Origin of the sequence: Paracoccus sp. MKU1, from assembly GCF_001447385.1 — a bacterium.
Taxonomy (GTDB): Bacteria; Pseudomonadota; Alphaproteobacteria; order Rhodobacterales; family Rhodobacteraceae; genus Paracoccus.
Window position 1 is genome coordinate 1 of the sequence record NZ_LLWQ01000238.1, and the last position, 628, is coordinate 628.

The window sequence follows — 628 nt, forward strand, 5'->3', positions numbered from 1 at the left end:
ATGCTGCGCATCAATGACGAGGCGGTGCGCTATTTCCACCGTTCGGACAAGACCGGCGTGCTGCGCATCGGCCTGCCGACCGATTACGCCGTCGCCTTCCTTCAGGGCACGCTGACCCGCTATATCCGCGACCATGCTGATGTCGAGCTTGAGGTGCATTGCGATCTCAGCCGCGAACTGCACCAGCATCTGCGTGCGGACGACCTGGACATCATCGTCGCGGTGATGCCGACTGCGCGCATGCCTTATGTCTCGCGCATGTGGACCGAGCAGCCGATCTGGGCCGCAGCCGAAGACTTTCAACTGCCCGCCCATGCGCCGGTCCCGCTGGGGGCGCATCCCGAGGGCTGCGACTATCGGGCCCGCATGATCCAGGCGCTGGACGCGGTCGAGCGGCGCTGGCGCATCGTCTATACCGGCCCCGGCATTTCGGGGCTGCAGAACGCGGTCAGGAACGGGCTTTGCGTGACCGCGCTGACCCGTGCCACCATGCTGCCCGGCATGCGGATGCTGACCGAGGTCGAGGGCTTTCCGGCATTGGAGCCGCTGCGAGTCGGGCTGTTCTACAAGCATCCGCGCCTGTCGGCGGCGGGGCTGCAACTGGTCAGCGATCTGGTGGCCGATCTGG

The 628-nt window shown here is 66.2% G+C and carries 1 protein-coding gene; it reads left to right on the forward strand.

Annotated elements, in window-relative coordinates; all coding sequences use genetic code 11:
* The coding region (locus AQY21_RS27080; RefSeq protein ID WP_058100676.1) for a LysR substrate-binding domain-containing protein at positions 1-628 on the forward strand (628 nt) is incomplete at both ends.